Origin of the sequence: Geobacillus sp. DSP4a, assembly GCF_013096875.1 — a bacterium.
GTDB lineage: Bacteria > Bacillota > Bacilli > Bacillales > Anoxybacillaceae > Geobacillus > Geobacillus thermophilus.
This window is the reverse complement of sequence record NZ_SDLD01000011.1, coordinates 41,978-66,742: the sequence shown is the minus strand read 5'-3', so window position 1 is coordinate 66,742 and position 24,765 is coordinate 41,978. Positions and strand designations below refer to the sequence as shown.

The following is a 24,765-nucleotide window of genomic DNA, read 5'->3' as shown; positions in this document are numbered from 1 at the left end:
TGAGTGTCTTATGCTCTAGCGGCGAAGTGGACACGCCTCAAAGAATAAGGATTGCTTGAAGCAGTCAAACTTCTTTGGAAGCCCCCACTTCAAATTTTCGCTAGAAAATTAAGTGGGGGTAGTTCACATCCTTGAAAATGTTCATTCGTCCATACATCAGCACGCCGCCTCGGTACACTTTGGCGCCAAAATAAATGAGCAAGGCAATCGTCGCCGCCAAAAGCGCAAGGCAAAGCGCCACTTCCCATCCCGGCACGGAAACGAGGCCGATGCGCAAAAACATGAGCATCGGCGCGAAAAAGGGGACGAACGAAGCGCCGGTCACGAACGCCGACTCTGGGGCATTCAAGCCAAACATGGCGATCATAAAGGCAGCGACAACCAGCATCATGACCGGCATAATCGCCGGCTGTACATCCTCAACCCGGCTGACGAGCGAACCGAGCACGGCAAACAGCACCGCGTACAAGAGGTAACCGAGCAAGAAAAAAACGAGTGCATACACAAAGATCGAGGCCGGCAGGTGATCCAATCCGAGGAAACGCCACACTTCCTGCCCGCTCGTTTTTAACGCGGCGAACGCGACGGCGAAAAACACGAAAAATTGCGTCAAGCTGACAAGCGCAACGCCGATGATTTTGCCAAACAGCTGTTGGACTGGCGGGACGCTTGACACTAAAATTTCCATCACGCGCGACGATTTTTCCGTCGCCACCTCCGTCGCGATCATGCCGCCATACATCAAAACGAACATATACATCGCGAACAGAAGGACATAAACAAGAGCGCGCGCTTGGTTCAACTCCTTTTCCGTCTTCGCGTTTTTTTCCAATGCCACCTTTTGGAACGGAACCGGTTTGGAAAGCTCCGCCATTTGTTCATCCGTCAGCCCGAGTTTAGCGGCTGAAAGTGCTGTTTTCAGCTGGCTTAGCGCTCGTTCCAACTCCTCAGGCGTCTGATTGTCCACAATCGTATTGGCATAATACACCGCTGCCGGCAATCCTTTCGCATCCATCGACAAGACGAGCAATCCGTCCCATTTGCCTTCTTTGACCGCTTCTTTCGCTTCGTTTTCCATATCCGTAATTTTCGTCAACGCGATTTGATTATGGTTTGCCTGCTTCGCAAGCGGACCGTACAAAGATCCCGTGCGGTCAATGACCGCGACATGAGGCTTTTCATCACCGGTGAAAAACTCAATGATCGGCTGAATGTTGGCCACCCCGATGATCAACAGGCAAGTGATGACAGTGGTCACCAAAAATGCTTTCGCCTTCAGCTTCGTCTGATACGTATGTACCGCCACAAGGAAAAACTTATTCATACGCCGCACCTACTTTTTCAATAAAGATATCATTCAGAGACGGTTCCTCCAAGGCAAACAGACGAACCGCGAATTTTCCTGCTATATGACCGAGTATCGCTTGCGCCGTCTCCTCATTGGCGATTTGCAGCCGCACCCCTTCCGCCGTCCGCTTCCACTGCAAAACACCAGGAAACCGCGCCAATTGTTCAAACGGTCCGTCTCCTTGAATGATAAGAATTTGCTTGCCAAACGAACGTTTCAGTTCACGCAGCGCTCCCGCCACCACCGCGCGGCCGCGGCGCAAAATGCAGACATGTTCGCACAGCTCTTCCACATGTTCCATCCGATGACTCGAGAAGACAATGGTCGTGCCGTTCCGTTTTAAATCAAGCACCGCTTCTTTCAACAGTTCCACGTTCACCGGATCAAGACCGCTGAATGGCTCATCCAAGATTAATAGCTTCGGTCGATGAAGCACAGCAGCGATAAACTGGATTTTTTGCTGGTTGCCTTTCGACAGCTCCTCCACCCGCTTGTTGGCGTAATCGCGGATATGGAAGCGCTCGAGCCAGCGGTCGATTTCCGGAAGAAGATCCGTCTTTTTCATTCCGCGCAACCGCCCTAAATACAGAAGCTGCTCTTGCACGTTCAGCTTCGGGTACAACCCGCGCTCTTCCGGCAAATAGCCGATCAGATGGCTTTTCGAGTCATCAATCGGTTCGCCTTGCCAACGGATCACCCCTTCCGTCGGGAGCAGAAGGCCTAAAATCATGCGAAAGGTCGTCGTTTTTCCCGCTCCGTTCGCCCCAAGCAATCCAAACATCTCCCCTTCTGGAACCGTCAACGTCAAATGGTCGACGGCCGTCGCCTGACCAAACCGTTTCGTCACCTCAATGATCTCTAAACTCATCCACATTCCCCCAACGTAAAACAAATTTTCCACCCACATTATTAAAACGTGCAGTCTCAAAAAAAGTTTCAGACAGAAGCAGGAATTTGCCGATCCAACCTCTAAATGAAAGAGAAATGAATGATGATTCAGCGAAAGGAGATGGTGACATGCCGACGTATACGTTGACCGCGTTTGAGCGCGACGGGGAAAAATTGCTTGATGAAACGTTTGAAGCCGCCAATGATGAAGAAGCGAAAAAAATCGGCGAGCAAAAATTGCGTGAGCGCGGCTGTTGGGACAAAACACACCGTTGCGTCAATGCCAGCGGCAAGCTCATTTTATTTCACCGCTAATCAAAATACCCCGGGGTTGTTCCCGGGGTGTTGTTATTTATCCAAATATTCCCTTTAATATATTGATTTTCTCTTCCGTATATTCGGCGAAATGTTCGTTGTACACTTTCGGCTCTTTTGGATTCGCCTGGCGGGTGATGTTCCGCGTTTTCGGATCGACGAATTTGCTTGACGCCCCGCAGCCAAGGCCGATGATCGACTGCTGTTCTTCCATGATCATAATGTTGTATAGGCTCTCGTGCCCCGGCAAGGCGTAGCCGACGTTTTCCAAGTTGCCGAGAATGTTTTTTTGTCGGTACAAGTAATATGGGACATAACCGTGCTCCTTTGTCCACTCCTGGGCCGCCTTCATCATCGCCTGCACTTCCTCGCGGCTGGCGACTTTGTACTTTTGTTTGTTTTTCGTCATTTCCGACGCCCGCTTAAACGACAGCGTATGAACGGTCAGCGACTCGGGCAGAAGCCGTTCCGTCTGTTCAAGCGTATACGTAAACTCTGGAAGCCCTTCGCCCGGCAGTCCGATGATTAAGTCCATGTTGATGTTGTTCATCCCCATCTGCCGCGCCAAGTGGAACTTCTCAATCGTTTCTTCAACGGTATGATGGCGGCCAATCGCTTTTAACGTCTCTTGAATGTACGACTGTGGATTGATGCTGATTCGGTCGATCTTCCATTTTTTCAATACGTCAATCTTCTCCGGCGTAATCGTATCCGGACGCCCGGCTTCGACCGTGATTTCGCGGACGCGGTCGACGTCTGGAAATACGTCATACATATGAGCGTATAACCGGTCCATCTCGTCGGCCGTAATGCTCGTCGGCGTCCCGCCGCCGTAGTAGATCGTCGTAATGCGAATGCCGCGCTCGCGCAAAAAGCGGCCGACCGCCTCCATTTCGTAATGAAGGCCGGCCAAAAAGGCGTCGACCGACCCTTGGCGGCCGTTGATGGCGTACGCTGGAAATGTGCAATAGGCGCATTTCGTCGGGCAAAACGGAATACCGATATAAATGCTCACTTCATGAGCCAAATCGTATAAATCCGGCACGACCGTGAGCTGGCGGTCCACGATCGCCTGCATTAGTTCGATTTTCTCCTTAGTCACCAAGTACTCCTCGGCCAGCTTCCGATGCGCCTCTTCTTTCGAAAGGCCTGAGCGCAAAAGCTGATGAAGCAGCTTGACCGGGCGGACGCCGGTCAGCACGCCCCACGGCTGAATGAGGCCGGTAGAACGCTCAAGCAACGTCAAATAGACATGCAAAACGGCGTTTTTCAGCTGTTTTTCGTACGTTTTCCCGTCAGCATCCGCCGGCGTGCTGCGTTCATGACTTACTTCCTCCACGCGCCCCGACGTCTTGTCAAGCAGCGTCCCCGAAACAGCGATGCCCCCGTCTTCCTTGACGGAAAACATAGCGGCCATATCGGCCTCAGGAAGCGGCGCGAACGACAGCTCCGGCGCTTCGAAAAACAGCTCGGTCATCACCTCAAGCGGGCGCTGAAACCGTTCCGGATTCGGCAGTCCTTGAATTTCAATCCGCACGTTCATCACCTTTTCTGTCAAACTTCTTTCAGTGTACTGAACGGCTGTTTCCTTCGTCAAGCGGAAGAATGCACCTTTCCGCCGACTTTATGGAAATGACTCCCGCCCGGCCAACTAGATTAAAAAAGCCGGGCATTCGCTCCGGCCTCATTTTTATGATTTTCGTGAAAACGGCAAGCGCCAGTTGTCCGCTCACGGTTCGCTCCCCGCTCAAGCTTCTTACTGTTTCGTTTTGAGTTTTTGCAAAAACTCGATTCGCTGCTGCTTGCGGAAATGTTCTTTCACCATGTAGGCGACGCCGAGCTGTTCGTTCGAACGCGTCACCCAGTCGGCCGCCCGCTTCACCTCAAGCGGCGCGTTGCCCATCGCGACGCCAAGCCCTGCTGCTTCAATCGCCGGCAAATCGTCAAGGCCGTCGCCAATGACAACCGTTTCTTTCAACGACACGCCGATATGTTGAGCCAGCCGGCGCAGCCCGGCGAGCTTCGAGACTCCTTGCGGGACAATTTCCATTTTTCCGTTTGGCAGCATAATCATATCGATAGACGGAACCGCCTTCGCTAAGACGGCGGCCGCTTCATCCCGTTCCGCATCCCCGGCAAAAAAGACATCTATTTTGGGCACCGCAATCGGTTCGTCGATCAATACATCGCCGAGCGAATCAACAAATTGGGTCGGATAGAAAAATGGATCGCTCGAGGAAAGAACCGTTTGCACGACAAGGTTTTTCTTCACTTTCTTCCGATTGCCGAGCGAATACCGCTCATGCATGAGGCGGATGTTGCAGTTGAAATTTTCCAAAATTTGCACAATATTAAACGTCCGCTCCTCAGGGATCACGGCGTCAAACAGCTTGTCATCAAGCGTTCTGGCAATCATCGCTCCCTGAAATGCGATGAGCATCCCGTCAAGCCGCAGCGCTTTCGCCACTTTGCGGGCGGAAAGCAAATTGCGGCTGGTCATTAACGTCACATAAACCCCTTTTCGCTTCACATAGTCGACCGCCTCCTTCGTCTCGCGCGGCAGGCGGCCGTTGTTTTTTAAAATCGTTCCGTCAATGTTGAGCGCCAACAGCTTATACACGGCTGTCTCCCCCTTTTGTCCGTCTCAACCTCTCTTGCCGCCGCCAGCAAGCTGGGGGCGGCTTTGCATTCCTTATCATTTTTATGACTATGACGAAACGGACAAAAAAAGAACACCCGACCGGGTGTTTTTCCTACCTTCCTTCCATAAATGAACGGTGCAACTCCTCAAGCGGCTTCATGGCGATTTGTTGCACTTCCGCGATCGTCATGCTCATTTGCTGCTCGAGCGCCATCAGACGGGCCAGTTTCTCATTTTGCTGGGCAAGCGCCATCGCCTTTTGCGCCTGTTCAATTTCATCCGGCAAAATAGCGGCTCCACGCATTTGTTTTTCGTGCAGCCGAAGCTGAATGTCACGGAAGTTAGCAAATAGCCGATAGGCGGTGTCGTCGTGTCGGACATGATCGTACGCCTGTTTCAGCTGCTGAAACGGCTCGCTCGCCCGGATCGCCTGTTCAAGCTGTCTTGCGAGCGCATGAAGAGATTCGGACATAAGAAGAAGCCTCCCACTTCAATATCGTTTACGTTCTAGCGTATGCGCCAGTCGGCGGTCATATGACTCGCTGCTACAACCATAGGCCGATCATGCCCTGGACGGCGCCGATCATTGCGCCAAGCACAGCGCCTAAATAGGTGATCATCTTCAGCTCGCGTCGGGCGATGGCCAAAATGATCGCCTCCAGCCTTCGGAGCGAAAACGATTCGACTTGATCACGAACGACATCTGCCAATCCAAGCTGCGCCACAACCGACTCCATCTGATCGCCGAGCAGGCGGACAGCAGCGGCAACCGCCTGCGGAACGAACCGGTCGAGTACGTCCTGTTCATATGGCACAAGAAGATCGGCGAGCGGGCGGTGCAGCCAGCCGCTTCCCCGGACGAGGCCGCGGGCTGCGGCCTGCACCGCCTCGCTCATGCGTCTTCGTCCGACCATCTCCTCCACCGTTGCCAGCGGATAGTCGATCCATTTGTTCCATTCTGTCCAAAGGAGGCGGGCGATCGCCGCCCTTGTGCCGGCATGGCGCAAAAATTTGCCGATTTCCGGCTGCACTTTATCCACTAAATTGACATTGCCAAGCAGCATTTGCAGCACGCCCCCGACCATTCCCCGCTCTTGAAAAAAGCGTTGGATCATGCCGGAAAGCTGTTGTTTTCCTTCTACGCTGCTGAAATACTCGAGCGCCCGGTCGGCCAAGTAGCCGGCCAGCTGCTCGATGCGCGCTTCCATCGTTTCCTTCAACTCAAGCGGCAGTATATCACGAATCGGCCGCGTGCGCCACGTTTGGCTCCATCGCTCATACGCCTGCGCGGCTTGTCCGGCCGCCAACGCCTCAAGACGCTCATCCGGAGAACGAATGCCGAGGCGCTCAAGCAACTGCGCCGGCGTCTCCCGGCGCGCCAGCCACCGTTTCAGCCACTTCCGTCCTTCCTCGACCACCCCCGCCATGAAGGCTGAATCGTTGAGCTTGCGCCGGAGCCCTTCCGGCGTCACCAAATGCTCGACAACCGTTTTCCCAAGCTGTTCCGCCAGTTCCCGCCTCCGTTTTGGAATCAAGCCGGGCGTAAACGGCAGCCGTTTCCCAAACAAGTACATCGGCTCGTGCGGGCGGAATAACATGACAATGGCGATCAAATTCGTCACCCCGCCGATAAGCGCTCCAACCGCCACCATAAACGACAAATAAATGAACGTCCCCATCGCCTTCCCCTTTCATCCGCGCCGCTGTCACCAAACAGCGGCTCTCATCATACGATACGATATAAACGTTTGCCTAATTGTTCATTATAGAACTTGCCTGACAAATGCGCAAATGAGGGACTGCGATGAGCAACCAACGAACCGTTGCCGTATTGACTGAAATAAAGGAAGACCGGGAACGGGCCTCTTTTGGCTCCATCCACCTTTTTTGCGAGGAATTGGCAAAATATGGAGAAACGCACGGCCTTTTTGTTTATGTCACATCGCCGTCACTCTATTTGCAGCACACCGGATATCGGTTAACCGGCAGCGAATGGATCAAGGGGGACGTGCCGCGGGCGAACGTCGTCTACAACCGCCTTCACTCCCGCAAGTCTGAATATGCGCCTGCCTTTCAGCAGCTGCTCGCCCGGCTTGACGAGGAAGACGGGGCGATGTTCAACCGCCGCTTTTTGCATAAATGGGAGGTGCACCGTTATTTGGAGCGGCATGAGTACTTGCATCCGTACTTGCCGAAAACGGCGCTGTGGGACGGCCAAGACTCACTCGAGGCGTTTCTCGCCGCCTTCCCGTCCGTCTTTCTCAAGCCTGTGCACGGAAGCCAAGGGCGGGGGATTTTCCGCATTGAATGCACCGATGAAGGAATTTGTCTCCGCCGTTCCACCTCTTCGTCATCGGCGCTATACCGCTCGGTTGCCGCGGCCGTTTCTGCCTTGCAGCCACAAATCCGGACGCCGATGATCATCCAGCAAGGCCTTGAACTTCAAACGCTTGACGGCCGCCCTGTCGATTTTCGCCTTCTTTGCCATCGCATCCGCCACAACGATTGGCGCGTCACGTCAGCGGTCGCCCGCGCGGCCCCTCCCGAGCAGTTTGTCGCGAACCTTGCCCGCGGCGGAGTACTGATGGCAGTCAATGATGTCTTGCAGAAGTGGTATACGAGAGCGGACGTGTTCCAGCAGAAACAGCTTCTGAAAGAAATCGCACTGGAATCCGCTGCCGTTCTCGCCTCGGAAGCGGAAGGACTGTATGGAGAGTTTGGCGTCGATCTGGCCATTGACGTCCATGGACGGCCATGGATCATCGAAGTGAATACAAAACCGTCCAAACAGGCGGAAATGACGTTTTCTCAACAAACGGTGCGCCCATCCGCGAAAGCCGTGATTGATTATTGCCTGACATTGATGGAAGAAAAGGAGTGAACGACATTGATTTCACTCGGTTTTGTCACCCTTGATGAGCAACAGGAAAGCGTGTACTGCACCGAGGTAGCCCGCCGCGCCAAGCAGTATGGCATTTCCATATACCGTTTTTCGCCGCTGGCGATCGACCCGCGAACGGAAAATGTCCGCGGTGTCGTCTTTGATGACAAAAGTGGGGAATGGACCGATGCCGTCTTTCCCATTCCGCCGTTTTTGTACGACCGTTGCTTTTACGGCCACGACGACCGTTCCAAAAAAGCGAAACCGATTATGCATTGGCTGAAGCAACGCCCGGATGTCACGTTTTTAGGCTATGGCCTGCCCGGCAAGTGGAGCGTCTATGAGACGCTTTCCGCCCATCCGCTGTTGTCGGCATATGTACCGCCGACCGTCCGTCTTGAGCGCGCCGATCACGTGCTTGATCTCCTTCGCCATGAACAAGCCATCGTCGCCAAACCGGTGCACGGCTCTGGCGGACGCGGCATTTATATTATCCAAAAGAAAGGGAAGACATTGTCCGTTCAAGACGGGCGCGGCCAAGAGCGGGCCGTGATCACCCGCCGAAACGAACTTGAACAATTCGTCGCTTCCTTGCAGCGCCGGGACGGCTATGCGCTTCAACCGCTTCTCTCCCTCTCCACCGAGGTAAGAGAACCGTTCGACCTTCGCTTTCTGCTGCAAAAAGATGAAACCGGACGCTGGGTTGAACGGGTGCGGGCTGTGCGCATCGGACGCCCTGGAACGTGGGTGGCCAATCTCCGTGCTGGTGCAGACATGCGCCCGTTCGCTGACTGGTTCGACCACCTTCCTTCTTCGAAACGCATCTTAGTACTGGATGGCATTGACACGATCATCCGTACGTTGCCGGCTTATATGGACAATGAACTCGGTCCGCTGTTTGAAATCGGTCTGGATCTCGGCGTTGCTGACAACGGGGCGGTTTGGATTTTGGACGTCAATTCCAAGCCGGGAAGGAAAATCATCAGCCTTCTTCCGCCAGAGCAGCAAAACGATATTTACGAAGCGCCGCTTCGGTATTGCCGGTTTTTGGCGAGCGAGGTGGCCAACCGATGATCTATCCATTGGTCATTGATGACAACGAGTCCAATACAGTTATCCTTCCCTCCTCACTGAAAGCGGACGGACGAACAGCCGTTGCCTTTGGCAGCTTCCTCGCTCCGTGCACGATCATCTCATCTTCCGGACCGTCCGACAGCATCATCGTCGCCGGCGATGTCGCCCAGCGTCTGTTGATCCCGTTTGCCGCTAAGGTGCACGTGTTTTTGACTGACGAAGCCGTCCATATCGGACCGCTCGTCGGCGTTTTCACCGCTGGATTTACCAAGTCGCCCCATCGTCCGGTCGGAGGGCGCAGTTTTTTCTTCGCCAAACTGTTAGCGCAAGAAAAACAAGTCGGCGGGTTCGCCTTCTTGTTTGGCCTTCCTCATATCGACTGGGAGCATGGAACGGTCAACGGCTATTTTTACACGGAACGCGGTTGGGAACGGCATACGGTTCCGTTGCCGACGGTGATTTACAACCGCCTGCCGAACCGGCGCATTGAAAATGACGACATGTTCCAAACCGTGACGAAAACGCTGCAGACCGCCTATGGCATTCCAGTGTTCAACGGGCGCTTTTTCAATAAATGGGAGGTGTACCGCCGGCTTGCCGTCCATCGCGACGCACGGCCATATTTGCCGGAAACCTCCGCCTATGTCACGCGGCAGACGATCGAACAGTTTCTCAACCGGTATACGGGAGCGTATGTGAAACCGGCTGATGGCAGCCTCGGGCGCGGCATTTACCATTTGGTGAAAAAAAAGGATGCATACGAATGCCGCTTTCGTAACGAACACGGCGAAACGAAAACAACGCTGTTTCCGACCGCCATGGCGCTATGGCATCATTTGCTCGCCCACGCCCCGCTTCATCGTTACGTCATTCAGCAAGCCGTCCCGCTCATCACCATCAACGGACGGCCGACAGATTTCCGCGTCCATACGAACAAAAATGAAAACGGCCAATGGCAAGTAAGCGCCGTCGCCGCCAAAATAGCCGGGCGGCAAAGCATTACGACCCATATGAACAGCGGCGGCATGGTCAAAACATTGGAAGAAATTTTTCCAAACACCGCCAAGCGCGAAACGGTGCTCGCCCGCCTCCGCGACGCCGCCTTGACACTTAGCCGTTGCCTCGATGAAACATCAGACACGTTAATTGGCGAAATCGGTTTTGATTTTGGGGTAGATGAGCAGGGGAACATTTGGATGTTTGAAGCCAATTCCAAACCGGGGCGCTCCATCTTTAAACACCCGGGCCTCAAGGAGGCTGATGAGCGGACGGCGCTGCTGCCGCTTGCCTATGCGGTCCATCTAAGCAAAACGGCCATCATCGATCCAGAGGCGTTTGGACTATGATCACGATCGGTTACCGGCGCGACGCCAATGAATGGGTGAGCAGGCGGCCGGACGGCTTCTATCGGTTCGGCCGCGGCGAGCTTGCCGCCGCCGCCTCCCTCCCCGATCTTACCTTTGCGGTCAACGAGCAAAACGGGCGGGTCGGGCCGCTTGTCGGCATATTGGTGAGCGAATCATCCATTTCGGCTTTGCTTGGCGGAAGGAAACCATGGGTGGAGACCGTCATCCGCTCGCTTCATGCCGATGGCGGCATCGCCATCGTCAGCACCGCGGCCGGCATTGGCGAGAACATGGTCTCCGGTTATGTATTCGCCCCGGCGCTCGAACGGTTTGTCGAATCGTCCACTCCGTTGCCGGACGTCGTCTACAACCGAGTCAAAAGCCGGGAAGAAGAACAGAGCGAGCCGTTTCAAACAGCAGCCGCCCGGCTTGCCTCCCATGGCATCCCGCTCGTCAACCGCTCTTTTTTCCGCAAATCGGACGTTTGCCGCGCGCTGCAGACGGACCGCCGTCTTTGGCCTCACCTGCTGCCAACGGCGCCGGTCCGTTCGTTGGCTGATATTCACTCTTGGCTCCATCAATACGGCTGTATTTACTTGAAACGAGACGACGGGGCAAGGGGGAGCGGATTGCTCCGTCTCACCGCCTCGCCTGGGGCGGGAGCCATATGCGAATCCCCCCGCGGCCAAAAACGGGTAAGGTCGCTCGACGAGCTAGAGCCGCTTGTCCAATCCCATCGTTATATTGTTCAAGCAGCCGCCTGTACAGACACATGGAACGGGCGCCGTTACGATTTGCGCGTGCTCGCCCACTGGCAGCGCCATCGCCATACGATCACCGGCGTCGGCGTCCGCCTCGCCGGCCCTCGGTCGTTGACAACCCATGTATTTCACGGCGGAACGATCCTTCCGTATTCGGAAATTCAAAGCCGCATTGATGAACAGGCGCTCGAGCGCCTCATCGCCTGGAGCGGCGAACGCCTCAACGAGCAGTTCGGCCTTGTCGGCGAATTTTCTGCCGACATCGGCGTCGGAAAACAGCAGGAGCTTTACATTTATGAAATAAACGCCAAACCGATGGCTTTTGACGAGCCGGATATTGAAGCACGTCGGCTTCAGCGGCTCAATCGACTGTTTGTCGAACTAGCTCATCTTGCGCCATAGCAAAAAATTCTTTGCTATAACGAAGCGCCTGCTGCAGCACACCGTCTGCCGCCTGCCGGACGGCTCCGCTTAAACGCTGACTTACTTGTCGGCACAGCTTCGCTTTTTTCCACTCATCGGCGGTCAGCGCTTGCAGCAACTCGAAGCGGCCAGTGCTGGCCGCTTCTTGCTGTTTCTTTCTCTCACCCCAGCCTGCACCGGTCATCAAATGGTGAACATACTGCCAAAGTTGACGTTGTCGCTGAACCTCGGCGAAATACGTTTCCCATGTTTGCCCGTCTTCTTCAAGCGCCGCCAACTGACGAGCTTTTTCTTCAGCCGCAGCGGTCGTTTCCAGCAATTGTTTGATCACAGCAACCACCCTATTTCCCTCCTTCTTGCCAGTCCTCTTTCATCCATATGAGCGAAGCGGATAGTCTATGCCTGTTTCGGACAAACTAGGAAAAAACGATGAGGAAGGAGCGAAACCATGGAGCGGAACGAAGCGGGGCGCCAAGACGCCTTATATGAGGGGCGCGATGAATATTACATGGATATTGACCGCATGATTAATGAAGGGATGGCTGGCGGCGTCGTGCACGGCCGCGGCGATGAGGTCAACATCGAAGAAGCGCGCGACCTGGTCAAAGAAGAACCGCCATACGACGCCGGCGAGTAAACGGAGCCGATTTTCCTGTCCACCAGGAAAATCGGCCTTTCTGTTATAATGAATGAAAAAAGGTAGAAAAGGGGGCGCCGTGATGTTAAAAGAGCTCGAATCACTTTATAAAGGGGACATTATCATCAACGGTCAACCGGCCGATCCCGAGGCGTACGAATGGTTTTACACCGCCGGGGGCGATGAGGTGGGCATCGCCAAAGAGCGGTTGACGGAACGAGAGCGGCAGCTGTTGGCGCTGTTATTGACCCCAGCCAACCGCCGGCGGGAGCCGGAAAGCGAAGAAGAACGGGCGTGGAAACAATGGATGGCCACCGGCCGCCCCGACGCTCCTGCGATGCTCTCTGCCCCATACTGCCGGTTCATTCATTTTCTCGTCAATCGCCCGATCGCCAACAAACAGGAATTTGCCGAAACGATCCACAACCTATTTGCCTCGCGGGTGCTGATCGTTTGGAATGAAGACAAGCGCGGGCTACTGATTGAGGCCAAACAAAAACGGACGGCCGAGCCGCTCTTGCTGGCCGAAATGGCGGATGCGCTCGCCGCCGATTTTTATGCGACGATGCATTTGCTGATCGGCCCCGTTCGCCCGGTGAACGGGGAGCTGTACGAGTCGTTCCTTCTCGAGCAGCAATGTTTTGCCGCCGCCCGGCGCTTTTGGCCGAAACAGACGGTGTACGAATGGGAGGACGTCATTCCGCTTCCACTCCTTGAAAGCGCAGCAGACGACGGCAAGACAGGGCAAATTTTATCGTTTCTCGATGGGCTGGGCGAAGAGGAAGTGCGCGCCATGGAAACATTTTTAGAGTGCAATTTAAACGTCTCCATGGCGGCGAAAAAACTATATATGCACCGCAATAGCTTGCAATATCGGATCGACAAATGGGCCGAGCAAACCGGCATTGACATCAAGCGGTTTAAAGGCGCCGCGGCTGCCTATTTGGCTATTTTGCACCAACGCCGTGCGTAGCAGCGGACGCTTCCCCGTCATGTTGCCGAAAACGGGCGGCTTTTTTTTGTGCACCTTGTCCATTTACGAATATTTACATTCATCTATATAATATGAGTGTGAGAAAACGATTTCAATACAGGGGGATTCGTGATGGCGGAACTCGTGTTGGATCATGTGTATAAGATTTACGATAACAACGTCACGGCTGTAAAAGATTTTAACTTACATATTCAAGATAAGGAATTCATCGTCTTTGTCGGTCCGTCCGGCTGCGGCAAGTCGACAACATTGCGGATGATTGCAGGCCTGGAGGAAATTTCTAAAGGCGATCTCTACATCGATGGAAAACGAGTGAACGATGTACCGCCCAAAGACCGCGATATTGCCATGGTATTCCAAAACTACGCCCTTTATCCGCATATGAGCGTCTATGACAACATGGCGTTCGGTTTAAAACTGCGCAAATTCCCGAAAGCGGAAATTGACAAACGCGTCCGCGAGGCGGCGCGCATTCTTGGGCTCGAGCAATATTTGGACCGCAAACCGAAAGCGCTCTCCGGCGGGCAGCGGCAGCGCGTAGCATTGGGACGCGCCATCGTCCGCGATGCGAAAGTGTTTTTAATGGACGAACCGCTTTCAAACTTGGACGCCAAATTACGCGTGCAAATGCGCTCGGAAATCGCCAAACTCCATCAGCGTCTTGAAACGACAACGATTTACGTCACCCATGACCAAACGGAAGCGATGACGATGGCCACCCGCCTCGTCGTCATGAAAGACGGCGTCATCCAGCAAGTCGGAACGCCGCGCGAAGTGTATGAGAAACCGGAAAACATCTTCGTCGGCGGCTTTATCGGCTCGCCAGCGATGAACTTTATTAGAGGAACGCTGCAAGACGGCAAGTTTGTCGTCGGCCAGACGACATTCGGCGTGCCAGAAGGGAAAATGAAAGTGCTGCGCAGCCAAGGGTACGTCGGCAAGGAAGTCATTTTGGGCATCCGTCCGGAAGACATTCATGATGAGCCCCTCTTCTTGGAGGCATCGCCAACGACAAAAATTACCGCGCATGTTGAAGTCGCTGAGCTGCTTGGCGCCGAATCGATGATTTATTCAAACATCGGCGGCCAGGAGTTTGTCGCCCGCATTGACGCCCGCACGGAAATCAAGCCGGGCCACCGCATCGACCTTGCGCTTGACATGAACAAAGCGCATTTCTTCGACGTCGAGACGGAGCGGCGCATCCGGGCGGCGGATGAGAAGTAAGCTCCCCCCATTGTTTGTATATAGACTCATTCGGCTCTAGCGCATCGCTAGAGCCTATTCTTTAATGAACCGCACCTCCTCCTCCCGGCAGTGCGGGCAATAGAACAGATGGACGCATTCATGGTTTCGATATGTGTGCGGGTAACCGTCAGCAAGCTTCATCACATCCGCATCCATGTACGGACTGTAGTCATCGAAATAATCCGTCACTTTCCCTTGGTCTTCCATCGGCTGCCGGCAATAGCTGCAATACACTGTCACCCGGCGCAGCCCGTTGCAAAGCGGGCACACATTCATGCTGCTTCCTCCTCTAAGATGCCTCTTACTTTTACTATTTCCTAATGATGGCGTCGATAAAACGTAAAAAATTACCATATTATCGCAGTGAATAACGGGCAAAAAACGTTCCAAACTATGAGTACCGCCAGCGAAACAGGCCGCCTGCCAAAACACTTTCGCTGGCGAACGCAAAAGCAGGTGGGCCGTTGGGTTCAGCCAAGCTTGGCAGCACGCTTCTTCGCGTGCAGCGCTGGTGCAAATCCAGCCAACCCAGCCATCAAAATTTCTAAGGGGAGATGATCAACTATGGCACGCAACAACAACAATAACCAACTGCTCGTCGCTGGTGCCCAACAAGCGATCGACCAAATGAAGTACGAAATCGCCCAAGAATTTGGTGTGAACCTTGGCGCTGACACGACTTCGCGCGCAAACGGTTCGGTCGGCGGGGAAATTACCAAACGCCTTGTAGCGATGGCTCAACAACAACTCGGCGGCCAATTCGGCAACATTCAATAACCGGTTGACAGACAACTTCATAATAGATGGCAAAAGCCCCAGGCAGTCAGCCTGGGGCTCTTCTATATTCATGCGGTCCGAAAGCGCCTAGACGCCCCCCGCCTGCTCGGCGAGCGGTTGCTGGCTCAAGGAAACAAGCACTTTGCGGATGCGACGGTTGTCGACTTGGCGGACGGTCAACGTCAGCGGGCCGTATTGCAACGTTTCGCCGACCGCCGGAATGCGCTCCAACATTTCAAAAATCCAGCCGCCCAACGTATGCGATTCACTTTCCGGCACGTCGATGTTCATCACTTCGCAAAATTCGTCAAGCGGCAGTTCAGCGCTGAATTCAAAACTATGTTCATCGATTTGACGCACGGTTTTTACCGCTTCATCATGCTCATCCCATATTTCGCCGACGATTTGCTCAAGAATATCCTCAAGCGTAATCAAGCCGGCCGTGCCGCCGAACTCGTCAACAACGATCGCCATATGCACTTTGCTTTTTTGCAGCTCCGGCAGCAAATCGGACACTTTCATCGATTCGACGACAAACAGCGGCTGGCGCAACAGCTCGCGGACGCACACGTCACGCTTTTGGACAAGTTCGCTGAAAAAGTCGCTTTCCGACAAAATGCCGATTACGTTGTCAATATCCCCTTCATAGACCGGGATTCGGGAATATTTTTCCTCCAAAAATACATCGCGAATCTCTTCAATCGGCTGGTTGACCTCGACCGCCACCATATCGGCGCGCGGCGTAAAAATTTCTCCGACTAAAATTTCATCAAAATCGAGCGAACGTTGAATCAGCTCTTTTTCCTTGTTGTCGATAACCCCTTCTTCTTCGCTCAGCTCGACCATCACCTTAATATCTTCCTCCGTGACGGCCGGCACGGCAGCCCCGTTGGCGAATCGCCGGGTCATACGCTCTTTCAGGGCTTGAAACAATGCCGTAATCGGCGCCATGAGCTTCATCAGCCCATAGGCCAGGCCGGCATACCGGATGGCGAGCGGCTCCGCGTACTCTTTCGCCATCGATTTTGGCAAAATTTCACCGAAGACGACAGACAAAACGGTCATGACCGCAATGGCGACAAATAAACCGGTCTGCTCCCCAAGCAGAGAAGCAGCGATCTCGATAAATAGCGCCACCGCGATGATGCCTGTTAGACGGCTGGCCATAGCAAGCGCTAACAATGCACGGTCAAGATGCCCGACCACTGCTTGAAGCCGCTTGTTGTTTGAATGCTCTTCCGCGTAGTGTTTTAACCGGGTTTTGCTGGCGGATGAAAACGCCGCCTCAGCCGATGCAAACAATGCGTTCGCGAGCAAGAAAAGGAAAAACCAACCGAACAACCTTAACGGCCACTCTTCCAACGAATCTTCACACTCCTATCGGAACATGACTATGTTATTCATATCCATTCCTTTCCCAAAACATGCCTGCTGAAGCAAAACTTTCGGCATCGGGCGGAATGAGGCTGCGCGGCTATCGGCAGCCGTTTCCGTTCCTTACCTTAAATATAACAAATTTTTCGCCAGCTGACTATAGCGGGAGGAATTACTTTCCATATACTACCATAAATCCACCTCAAAAAACGCGCCGAGGTGCGCCGGCGCGTTTTACGATTCGATCCAGCAGGAGCCAACAAAGTAGACAAGCACTACCAACGAGGCGATGTTCAACGTGACAGACCACTCAGCCATCCATCTTCCCTCCCTTTGCCTTCTTACCTTCATCGTACTATATGGATAGCGGGAAAAGCAGGGAAAACAAGACGGCTTTTTGACAGTTTTGTGACTGAAAAAAACAGGGACTCAAAAAAAGAGGTCCCCGTTTTCATCCTAAATAACGGTAATAAATCGTTTTCGCCTCGTTCACATCCTTTGTGCCGTGCACAAGCGCGCGCCCGTCGGCGAATACGACAAGCCGCTTGGCGCCGAGCGATACGGAGACGAGATACGGATTCGCTTCGGCCCGGAGCCCTTGGCGGCGAAAAAGAGATGCCAATTCGTTTACATCGTACTGGCGCCGGGAAGACGGGCGAATTTGCACCGAGTCGCGCCCGCACAGCACAGCGGTCTTCGTCTGATGTTCATAAGAAAGAAACGGATAAGATGGACGATGTCCGCACGTCGGACAGTCGTCTCTTTTGACCGCGTCAATGCGAATCGCTGCGTATTCATTCGTCCAAAGATCAAACGAAACGAGCTTGCCGCGCAGCGCCGACCAGTCCTCGACTAAAACTTTCAACGCCTCAGCCACCTGGTAACTGACGACCATCTGCACTGCCGGACTGATAATGCCGGCCGTGTCGCATGTCAATCCCCCTTGCGGCACCGTTTCAAGCAAGCAATATAAACATGGGGTACGTCCGGGAATAAACGCGTAACTTAATCCATAGCTGCCGACGCAGGCGCCGTAAATCCACGGAATGCCATATTTGTAGGCAACATCATTGATGATCATGCGCGCATCGAAGTTGTCCGTCGCATCGATCAATAGGTCGGGCCGCTGTTCGACAGCCAATGATTCCAACTGTTCGGCGTCAGCCTCACCGACTATCGCGTCGATCTTGACCTCGCTGTTGATTCGCTCGAGCCGCCGCTTGGCCGCGATCGCCTTCGGCAGCCGCTCTTTCGCATCCACTTCGCTGTAAAGCTGTTGGCGCTGCAAGTTGCTCCATTCAACATAATCGCGGTCAATGATCGTCAGTTTGCCAATGCCGGCGCGCACGAGCGCTTCGGCGTTTCCTGTGCCGAGCGCTCCGGCGCCGATTAAGACGACGTGCTTTTCCCGTATTTTCTTTTGCCCTTCCTCGCCAATCGGCGCAAATAGTTGTTGCCGGGAATACCGTTCATTCAAACAACACTCATTCCTTCCGTTGGGCTGCTTGCTGACGCGTATCGTTTTTTCGGGATGCGCCCGGCTTCATAACCGAGCCGTCCCGCTTCCACCGCCAGCTTCATCGCTTTTGCCATTTTTACGGGATCAGCTGCGCCGGACACGGCCGTATTCAACAGCACCCCATCCGCGCCAAGCTCCATCGCCAGCGCCGCATCGGCCGGCCCGCCGATGCCGGCATCGACGATCACCGGCACGGTCGCTTGCTCGATGATAAAGCTCAAATTGAGCGGGTTAAGGATGCCTTGCCCGGACCCGATCGGCGATGCCCCCGGCATGACGGCATGGCAGCCAAGCTCTTGCAAGCGCTTGGCGAGCACGACGTCATCAGACGTGTACGGCAAGACGATAAATCCTTCTTCCAGCAGCATTTCCGCTGCTTTTAACGTCTCAATCGGGTCGGGAAGAAGCGTTTTGTCGCAGCCGATCACTTCTACCTTAATCATATCACATAGCCCCGATGCTTTGGCCAGTCGGGCGATGCGGACCGCTTCCTCAGCTGTTTTCGCCCCGGCGGTATTGGGCAGAAGCTTATATCGGCTTAAATCAAGCTGCTCTAAAAAATTCGGCTGCTCCGGAGCAAAAATGTTCATTCGCCGGACGGCAAAGGTCAAAATTTCTGCGCCGGATGCTTCCACCGCTTCTTTTTGCACCTCAAGGCTCGGATATTTGCCCGTCCCGAGCAACAACCGCGAAGAGAATTCATACGGACCAATTTTCAGCATTTCAACCGCCTCCTACAAAATGAACAATTTCGACGCGGTCGCCGTCCGCCAACGCCGTCACCGCGTATTCATGCTTTTGAATAATGCGAACATTGACTTCGACAATGGCCAGCTTTTGATCAAGTCGAAAATGGGCGAGCAAATCGCTGACCGTTTTCACTTCGTCCGGCACTACAACGTTCTCGCCATTAATGACTAAATTCATTCAACCCCCACCTTTTCTTCCGCGTGACGCGTTAATGAAAACGGTGACAAGTCAAACGCCGGCTCTTTCCGCTCTACTAGGTCGGCAAGCAGCCGGCCGGTGAGCGGGCTAAGCAAAATGCCGTTCCGGTAATGGCCGGCAGCGACAAATATCCCGCGCCGCTTTGGATGCTCGCCGATATAGGGCAAACCGTCTTTCGTTTGCGGTCGGATGCCGCTCCATGCCTTCACCCATTCTGCCTGTTCGACATCTGGAAGCAGACGGGCGGCACGGCGAAGCAGGCTCATCACCCCCGCTATTGACACGCGCCGGTCGTACGTCCCCGGCGTGGACGTCGCACCGATCAGCAGCCGGTTGCCGCGCTTCGGCACGATGTAACAGCCATTTTTCGCAAACACCGTCATTTGCACGAGCGGGGTTGGCGTACGCACCATGATGCATTCCCCCTTGACCGGGAATACAAAAAGCGGCAGCCCGAGCGCGGCCCCCAGACGCGCCGCCCAGGCGCCCGAGGCGATCACGACAGCGGCAGCGGCGAACGTTCCGCTCGCTGTTTCCACGGTATGCCCGCCGGCATCCGAACGAATGTCAAACACTTCCGTATGCTCATACAAATGCGCACCGGCGGAGACGGCGGCTGAAACAAGAGCGGCAGCCAAATCCGGGGCGCTCACTTGCCCGTCTCCGGGAATGTACATGGCGCCGGCCAGCGCCTCGCCCGCAAGACACGGCTCCAGCTTAAGCGCTTCTTCTGCCGCCAGCCAGTGAACTATCTCACCCATTTCCTTCCAAAATGTATAATGGCGGTGCAACTCCTCCGCTTCTTCCGCATTCGTCGCAACTTTGAGCATCCCTTTTTCGACAAGTCCGATGTCAATACCGGTTCTCTCCCGCAATTCCGCAGCGAGCGCCGGCACGAGCGCCCGGCTTTGCAGGGCGAGCGGGATGAGCGGACTCGGCGCGGCGAACTCCGATTGCGCCCCCAGCATACCGGCCGCCGCGCTTGACGCTTCGCCGGCCATTGTTCCTTTTTCGAAAATCGCCACGCGGTGCCGCCGTTTGGCGAGCTCAAAAGCTGTCGCCGCCCCGATCACCCCGCCGCCGACAACGACGACATCATAATGTGCCCCCATTTTTCCTCTCCCCTCTCACGATTTGCGCCAAACGTCTTGCTTCCACAACCGGATCAGGCGCTAAAAAGACAGCCGATAACACCGCCACTCCCGCGGCACCGGCCTCCATCACCCGGCAGGCGTTGCCGGCATGAATGCCGCCGATCGCAATAACCGGGATGCAGACGGACGCGGCCATCTCCCGCAACGAATCGATGCTGCGCGGCGGCAATCCAGGCTTGCTGGCAGTCGGAAACATATGGCCGTACAGGCAAAAGTGAGCGCCGTCCTCTTCCGCCTGCTTCGCCTCCGTCAGGCTGTGCACGGAACAGCCGACTGTCAAGTCCGGAAACGAACGGCGGACGGCATGCACCGGCAAGCTGTGATACGCGATCTGCACCCCGCCGACACCGTAGACGGCCGCGACGTCAACACGGTCATTGACGATGATTTTTTGCGGCGGCACCCCGGTGTAAAGCAGCGCGGTGACAAACTCGGCCACTTCGCGCGCCGTTTTTTCTTTCTCGCGAATGTGAATGGCATCCGCATACGGATGGATACGCGCACAAATGGCCGCGAATTCGTCGGCTGTTTGCCGCCCGGTGGAAATGAAGTGAAGAGCCCCCATCACAATCCCTTTCTTTCTGCCTACCGTACATCATGGACTGAAATATACGGGTAATGGACGCCCGCATAATAAGCGGCAACCAACAACGCAACGATCAAGACGACAAACCAAATATCGCATTTGCCAAACTTGATTTCATAATAAAACGTACGCTGGCCGCTGTTGGAAAACTGTTTCGCCTCCATCGCCACGGCGATGCGCTGGGCGCGGCGGATGCTTTGTGCCAAAAGTGGGATGGCATAACGCTTCACTTTGCCAAGGCCGCCGCGGTTTGGCACGCCGCGCACTCTCAGCGCATACCGGACCGTTTGAAACTCCTCAATCATGATCGGCAGCAGGCGGACCGCCGCCAAAAAACTGTACGCATACTTCGGTTTCAGCTTCAATTGCTGCATGAGCGAATAAAACAGCTGCACCGGCCGAGTCGTCAAGGAAAAAATCAAGCCTAACAGCCCGAGCGCCAAGGCGCGAAATCCGAGATGCATGCCGCGCCAAAAGCTTTCCGCTGTTACGTGGATGAGCCCCCAGCGAAACCACGTTGTCGTCCCTTCGCCAAACATCATCATCGATGAAGCAGTGGAAACAAAGATCAGGAAAAACGGCAAAAACAGCCAAACAAGCAGCTTTGCTGGATACCCGGTGCCGAAGCAAAACAAAACGAACAGGGCGAGCGACAAATTGATGAGCACGTTCGGGTTATGAATGAACAACACCGCAAAAAAGAGCATGACGAGCACAATGAGCTTCAAACTCGGGTTCGCTTCATAAAGCCATGTCTCACGGCGCTGAATGTCCCAGTTCATCGCCATGTTCCTCCTTCAGCCAATACAGGCTCCACAGCAGCGAGGCGCTCATCGCGAACAAGCGCTCCGTCTTCCACCACCCATCGTCTCGTCGCAAAACGACGGACAATTTGTTCGTCGTGGGTGACCATGATGATCGCCGCCCCTTGCCTGCGGTATGACTCCAACATCGCCAACAACGCAAACGTGTTTTTCGCATCCTGTCCAAATGTCGGCTCATCAAGCAAAAAGAGGCGTTGGCCGGCGACGATCGAAGCAGCCACGCTCAACCGCCGTTTTTGCCCGACTGACAGCTGGTACGGATGCACTTCTTCCTTTCCGTCAAGGCCAAACGCGCTGAGCAGGCGGGTGACCGTCTCATTGATTTCCTCTTCAGACCGCCCCTCAAGCCGCAGCGAATACGCCAGTTCATCGCGCACAGTATGGGTGACAAATTGAAATTCGGGATTTTGAAACACGAACGCGATATGGCGGTAAAGCGGCTGCCGGAGCTCGATATCCTCCCCGAACAATGTATATTCGCCTTCGGTGCGAATCAGTTGCATCAACCCATGCAAAAGCGTGCTTTTGCCCGCGCCGTTTCGGCCGGTGACGGCGATCCATTCTCCCGCCCGCACAACCGCCTCCGGTACGCTGATTTTCACCTCCCGGCCGCGAAAGCCGCGGAAACGGTGAAGGCGGATCAGCTCCTCGCCTTCCTGCCTTTCCTCCCGGCGCACGATCGGTCCGCATTCCTCCCAAACGTCCGGGTGCCAAATGCCTTCCGCCGTCATGACGTCCTTATATCGGGAAAATACTTCCCTCGCTCCTCCATCGGCGATGATGCACCCGTCGCTGCCAAGCAACACAATCCGGTCGACGAAGTCAAGAACATGGTTGATTTTATGCTCGACGATGACGACCGTTTTGTCCCGGCTCACATCCCGCACCGCCTGCCATACGGCTTTCGTCCCTTCCTCATCGAGCAAAGCCGTCGGCTCATCCAAAAACAAAACATCCGGCTCAAGCGCAAGAACAGAAGCGAGCGCCAACCGCTGCTTCATCCCGCCGGAAAGCGTATGAATGTCGGTGTGCGGTTCGATCGCCAACCCGACTTGGTCCAACAGCAAGCGGATGCGGGCGGGCATCTCGCGGCGCGGCACACTTCGATTTTCGAGGGCAAACGCGATTTCCTCATCGGCATACGGCATGCAAAACTGCGTATCCGGATCTTGAAACACATATCCCCATCGTTCCGGCCGCTCAAGGCGCCCGGCTTTCATCGGCACGTCGATCGAGTGGGGAATGATGCCGGCCATCACTTGCAAAAGCGTCGACTTGCCGCATCCAGACGGGCCGAGGAGAAGCACTTTCTCCCCGGCAGCAACGGACAGCGACAAATCGCGGAACAATAAGTCGCTATGCCCGGGAAACTTCAGGCGCAGCTGTTCGATGACAATGGCTTGCTTCATCGGTCATTCCCCTTACCGGTTCAGCGCATCATAGTCCTCTTTGGAAGCCGGCCGCCACATTTGCGTCACCCCGGTTTTCTCAAGCGCCTTGGCCAACGAAACGGCGAACACGCCGGAGATAAGAACGGCGCCGACAAAACGCGCCAGCAAAAAGAGCGCCATGTTCCACGGGGCGAGCGCCTCGATATATCCTTTGTAAAAGTCCATGATCAGCGAACCGACCGTCGCGCCGACGGCGCTGAGCGACACGACAAACACGTCAAACCGCTGATAGCGGAACGCCGCAAAGACAAGCTCGGCAAACAGCCCTTGTACGATCCCGTAAATGAACACCTCAAGCCCCCACTGCGACCCCATCACCAACTCGCCCGATGAAGCCGCGATCTCGGCAAGCAGCGCCACCCCCGGTTTGCGAATGAGCAAATACGCAAGCGAGGAGGCGATAAACCACATGCCATAAATCAGTTGATCGGCATGAAACCCGAATACTTTCACCACTTCATACAACGGCCCCCACACTTTGTAAATGACGCCGAACACAACGGCAATGACAATCGTCGTTAAAATATCGGCCAGTTTCAACCCTTTCGATGTTGTTCCCATGAAAACTCCTCCTTTCGTGTTGTCGCCGTTTCACCGGCTCTTCACGAGCTCGGCCGATGGCCACCGCTCCAGTCGGTACGCCATCTCCCAAAACTGATACTCATAGTCGCTGCTGATCAAAAAATGCTGTTCCATCCGGCGCCGATCTTCCTCAGTCACGGCAGCGGCAATGGCGTCAAGCCGGTCGATCTGCTCCTCAACAAGCGAGCGAAACCAATCGGAGCTGTATGTACTGATCCACTTTTCATAAATCGGATCGTTCGGCCGGCACGTTTTCAGCCGCTCACCGATTTCGTAATACAGCCAATAGCACGGCAAAATCGCGGCAATGACATCGCCCAAATGCCCTTCATACGCCGCCCGGTACATATGCGATGTATACGCGTAAGCCGTCGGCGCCGGCATGAACGCAGCCCGTTCCTCTTCGGTGATGCCAAGCAGTCCGGCAAACGTTTCATGAAGCGACAATTCCGCTTCGCATGTGCTTTGGGCATGGTGCGCCAGCCGGGCCGTCGTCGCCAAATCCGGCGATTTCGCCGCCCCGATCGCCTGCACACGGGCAAAATGGCGCAAATAGTACGCATCTTGCATGACATAATAGCGGAATTTTGCGCGATCCAACGTTCCTTCGCCAAGCTCTTTGACAAACGGGTGACGGAAACTCGCCTGCCAGATCGGATCAGCCGCCTGGCGCACGCGCCTTGCAAACGACATTCGTATTCCCCCTTTTTCCAAAATAAAAGCGCCGCCTTCTTTACCGATTCGCGTAAAGAAAGCGGCGCGAGCATACAGATTTTCCAATGCGGCCAAAGCCGGCCTGCAGCTCCTCCACTTCCCTACGCTGGCATTACCCAGATCAGGTGCTAAGGGTCTCAAAGTCACACTTTGATCTCAGCCTGTTTACAGGCCCCCCTAGTGGATGTCTGATCGTGATGAAATTTTCTTTACATTTATCATATCACGGCCGCATCGGTTGTCAACCTTTTTTCCGGCTGTCATTGCGCCGCGCTCCGCAATT

General features: G+C 54.7%; 27 protein-coding genes and 1 riboswitch. Of the genes, 9 read left to right on the top strand and 18 right to left on the bottom strand.

All coding sequences use genetic code 11. The features are described from left to right. Positions 1 to 100 precede the first annotated feature (100 nt). Entirely contained in the window at positions 101 to 1,324 is a 1,224-nt protein-coding gene (locus tag ETC02_RS06000; protein ID WP_050368277.1) for an ABC transporter permease, read from the bottom strand. After that, positions 1,317 to 2,216, bottom strand: coding sequence for an ABC transporter ATP-binding protein (locus ETC02_RS05995; RefSeq protein WP_050368276.1), 900 nt, complete (start codon positions 2,214 to 2,216; stop codon positions 1,317 to 1,319). Before ETC02_RS05995 ends, ETC02_RS06000 begins: the two co-directional genes overlap by 8 nt. Before the next feature lie 149 nt (positions 2,217 to 2,365). Between ETC02_RS05995 and ETC02_RS05990 the strand changes: the two genes are divergently transcribed. Then, positions 2,366 to 2,551: a YhzD family protein gene (locus tag ETC02_RS05990; protein WP_015374028.1), complete on the top strand. Its 186-nt coding sequence runs from the start codon at positions 2,366 to 2,368 to the stop codon at positions 2,549 to 2,551. 37 nt (positions 2,552 to 2,588) lie between these two features. On the opposite strand, the gene ETC02_RS05985 is transcribed toward ETC02_RS05990, so the two are convergent. The 4 genes from ETC02_RS05985 to ETC02_RS05970 form a co-directional block, all read right to left on the bottom strand. Further along, a complete protein-coding gene (locus ETC02_RS05985) occupies positions 2,589 to 4,094 on the bottom strand; it encodes a coproporphyrinogen III oxidase (RefSeq protein ID WP_033011660.1) in 1,506 nt (501 codons plus the stop codon). 213 nt (positions 4,095 to 4,307) lie between these two features. Further along, a complete protein-coding gene (locus tag ETC02_RS05980) occupies positions 4,308 to 5,171 on the bottom strand; it encodes a Cof-type HAD-IIB family hydrolase (RefSeq protein ID WP_050368275.1) in 864 nt (287 codons plus the stop codon). 133 nt (positions 5,172 to 5,304) lie between these two features. Further along, entirely contained in the window at positions 5,305 to 5,664 is a 360-nt protein-coding gene (locus ETC02_RS05975) for a YlbF/YmcA family competence regulator (protein ID WP_044745065.1), read from the bottom strand. 73 nt (positions 5,665 to 5,737) lie between these two features. Then, a complete protein-coding gene (locus ETC02_RS05970) occupies positions 5,738 to 6,871 on the bottom strand; it encodes a DUF445 domain-containing protein (protein WP_050368274.1) in 1,134 nt (377 codons plus the stop codon). Positions 6,872 to 6,996: 125 nt separating this feature from the next. Here ETC02_RS05970 and ETC02_RS05965 point away from each other — a divergent pair, with 125 nt between their 5' ends. The 4 genes from ETC02_RS05965 to ETC02_RS05950 are packed head-to-tail and all read left to right on the top strand — an operon-like array spanning position 6,997 to position 11,656. Continuing rightward, positions 6,997 to 8,073 carry a YheC/YheD family endospore coat-associated protein gene (locus tag ETC02_RS05965; protein WP_150826268.1) on the top strand — a complete coding sequence of 359 codons (1,077 nt, stop codon included), beginning with the start codon at positions 6,997 to 6,999 and terminating at the stop codon, positions 8,071 to 8,073. A 6-nt stretch (positions 8,074 to 8,079) separates the two neighbouring features. After that, entirely contained in the window at positions 8,080 to 9,147 is a 1,068-nt protein-coding gene (locus ETC02_RS05960) for a YheC/YheD family endospore coat-associated protein (RefSeq protein ID WP_050368273.1), read from the top strand. Next, entirely contained in the window at positions 9,144 to 10,493 is a 1,350-nt protein-coding gene (locus ETC02_RS05955) for a YheC/YheD family endospore coat-associated protein (protein WP_050368272.1), read from the top strand. The genes ETC02_RS05960 and ETC02_RS05955 overlap by 4 nt, the downstream gene beginning before the upstream one ends. Then, a complete protein-coding gene (locus ETC02_RS05950; RefSeq protein ID WP_171698125.1) occupies positions 10,490 to 11,656 on the top strand; it encodes a YheC/YheD family endospore coat-associated protein in 1,167 nt (388 codons plus the stop codon). The genes ETC02_RS05955 and ETC02_RS05950 overlap by 4 nt, the downstream gene beginning before the upstream one ends. On the opposite strand, the gene ETC02_RS05945 is transcribed toward ETC02_RS05950, so the two are convergent. Further along, on the bottom strand, positions 11,616 to 12,017 hold the full coding sequence (locus ETC02_RS05945; protein ID WP_033013854.1) for a hypothetical protein: 402 nt from the start codon (positions 12,015 to 12,017) through the stop codon (positions 11,616 to 11,618). The genes ETC02_RS05950 and ETC02_RS05945 overlap by 41 nt on opposite strands. 108 nt (positions 12,018 to 12,125) lie before the next feature. On the opposite strand from ETC02_RS05945, the gene ETC02_RS05940 reads away from it, so the two are divergent. From ETC02_RS05940 to ETC02_RS05930, 3 genes are all read left to right on the top strand, one after another. Next, positions 12,126 to 12,314, top strand: a complete 189-nt coding sequence (locus tag ETC02_RS05940; RefSeq protein WP_033011064.1) for a hypothetical protein — start codon at positions 12,126 to 12,128, stop codon at positions 12,312 to 12,314. Between the two features lie 82 nt (positions 12,315 to 12,396). After that, positions 12,397 to 13,287: a PucR family transcriptional regulator gene (locus ETC02_RS05935; RefSeq protein WP_033011061.1), complete on the top strand. Its 891-nt coding sequence runs from the start codon at positions 12,397 to 12,399 to the stop codon at positions 13,285 to 13,287. Positions 13,288 to 13,419: 132 nt separating this feature from the next. Then, a complete protein-coding gene (locus ETC02_RS05930; RefSeq protein ID WP_050368270.1) occupies positions 13,420 to 14,532 on the top strand; it encodes an ABC transporter ATP-binding protein in 1,113 nt (370 codons plus the stop codon). A gap of 54 nt (positions 14,533 to 14,586) precedes the next feature. Here the strand turns inward: ETC02_RS05930 and ETC02_RS05925 are convergent, their stop codons facing one another. Next, positions 14,587 to 14,829 (bottom strand): hypothetical protein, encoded by a 243-nt coding sequence (locus ETC02_RS05925; RefSeq protein WP_033013856.1) that lies wholly within the window; start codon positions 14,827 to 14,829, stop codon positions 14,587 to 14,589. 288 nt (positions 14,830 to 15,117) lie between these two features. On the opposite strand from ETC02_RS05925, the gene ETC02_RS05920 reads away from it, so the two are divergent. Then, positions 15,118 to 15,330, top strand: a complete 213-nt coding sequence (locus tag ETC02_RS05920) for an alpha/beta-type small acid-soluble spore protein (protein WP_011230133.1) — start codon at positions 15,118 to 15,120, stop codon at positions 15,328 to 15,330. A gap of 87 nt (positions 15,331 to 15,417) precedes the next feature. On the opposite strand, the gene ETC02_RS05915 is transcribed toward ETC02_RS05920, so the two are convergent. The 10 genes from ETC02_RS05915 to tenA form a co-directional block, all read right to left on the bottom strand. Continuing rightward, positions 15,418 to 16,692, bottom strand: coding sequence for a hemolysin family protein (locus ETC02_RS05915; protein ID WP_050368269.1), 1,275 nt, complete (start codon positions 16,690 to 16,692; stop codon positions 15,418 to 15,420). 463 nt (positions 16,693 to 17,155) lie between these two features. Continuing rightward, entirely contained in the window at positions 17,156 to 18,181 is a 1,026-nt protein-coding gene (locus tag ETC02_RS05910; RefSeq protein ID WP_050368268.1) for a thiazole biosynthesis adenylyltransferase ThiF, read from the bottom strand. Continuing rightward, positions 18,178 to 18,945, bottom strand: coding sequence for a thiazole synthase (locus ETC02_RS05905; protein ID WP_050368267.1), 768 nt, complete (start codon positions 18,943 to 18,945; stop codon positions 18,178 to 18,180). The genes ETC02_RS05910 and ETC02_RS05905 overlap by 4 nt, the downstream gene beginning before the upstream one ends. Before the next feature lies 1 nt (position 18,946). Next, on the bottom strand, positions 18,947 to 19,150 hold the full coding sequence (gene thiS, locus ETC02_RS05900; protein WP_050368266.1) for a sulfur carrier protein ThiS: 204 nt from the start codon (positions 19,148 to 19,150) through the stop codon (positions 18,947 to 18,949). Further along, positions 19,147 to 20,283: a glycine oxidase ThiO gene (gene thiO / locus ETC02_RS05895; RefSeq protein ID WP_171698124.1), complete on the bottom strand. Its 1,137-nt coding sequence runs from the start codon at positions 20,281 to 20,283 to the stop codon at positions 19,147 to 19,149. The genes thiS and thiO overlap by 4 nt, the downstream gene beginning before the upstream one ends. Continuing rightward, positions 20,267 to 20,890 carry a thiazole tautomerase TenI gene (gene tenI, locus ETC02_RS05890; protein ID WP_050368265.1) on the bottom strand — a complete coding sequence of 208 codons (624 nt, stop codon included), beginning with the start codon at positions 20,888 to 20,890 and terminating at the stop codon, positions 20,267 to 20,269. Before tenI ends, thiO begins: the two co-directional genes overlap by 17 nt. Positions 20,891 to 20,910: 20 nt before the next feature. After that, the gene (locus ETC02_RS05885) at positions 20,911 to 21,693 is read right to left on the bottom strand and encodes an energy-coupling factor transporter transmembrane component T family protein (RefSeq protein ID WP_044745054.1); all 783 of its coding nucleotides are present in this window, start codon (positions 21,691 to 21,693) and stop codon (positions 20,911 to 20,913) included. After that, a complete protein-coding gene (locus ETC02_RS05880) occupies positions 21,690 to 23,144 on the bottom strand; it encodes an ABC transporter ATP-binding protein (protein ID WP_033011046.1) in 1,455 nt (484 codons plus the stop codon). The genes ETC02_RS05885 and ETC02_RS05880 overlap by 4 nt, the downstream gene beginning before the upstream one ends. A 12-nt stretch (positions 23,145 to 23,156) precedes the next feature. Continuing rightward, positions 23,157 to 23,747, bottom strand: coding sequence for an ECF transporter S component (locus tag ETC02_RS05875; RefSeq protein ID WP_050368264.1), 591 nt, complete (start codon positions 23,745 to 23,747; stop codon positions 23,157 to 23,159). Positions 23,748 to 23,777: 30 nt separating this feature from the next. Continuing rightward, entirely contained in the window at positions 23,778 to 24,461 is a 684-nt protein-coding gene (gene tenA, locus ETC02_RS05870) for a thiaminase II (protein WP_033011043.1), read from the bottom strand. A 102-nt stretch (positions 24,462 to 24,563) separates the two neighbouring features. After that, positions 24,564 to 24,671, bottom strand: a riboswitch (TPP riboswitch). Positions 24,672 to 24,765 lie beyond the last annotated feature (94 nt).